Raw genomic sequence first — 251 nt, 5'->3', positions numbered from 1 at the left:
GATATGCTTAGGCGTGGGTAATGCGGGCCTGTTCGAGATCGGCCGGGCGGCCGACATCAAGCCACGGCTCGTGCATGGGATAAACGATGATACGTTCAGAACCCGCCTGAAGGCGCTCGAATAGGGTGGGCATGTCGCAATGCTCGCCTTCGTTCAGCAAGGTCAGCGCGTGCGGTTCGATGATGTAGATACCGGCGTTCACATGGCTGCGGTAGACTGGTTTCTCCTTGAAGCTGACGATGTCCACTCCC

1 pseudogene is annotated in these 251 nt (G+C 58.2%); it reads right to left on the bottom strand.

The features are described 5' to 3' along the window. Positions 1–7: 7 nt before the first annotated feature. Positions 8–251 (bottom strand): annotated as a pseudogene (locus AC0IYH_RS32990) (alcohol dehydrogenase); the annotation flags it as partial.

This window comes from Pseudomonas sp. AC463, assembly GCF_979253585.1.
The sequence above is the reverse complement of the archived record's forward strand: the minus strand, read 5'-3'. Positions and strand labels throughout refer to the sequence as shown.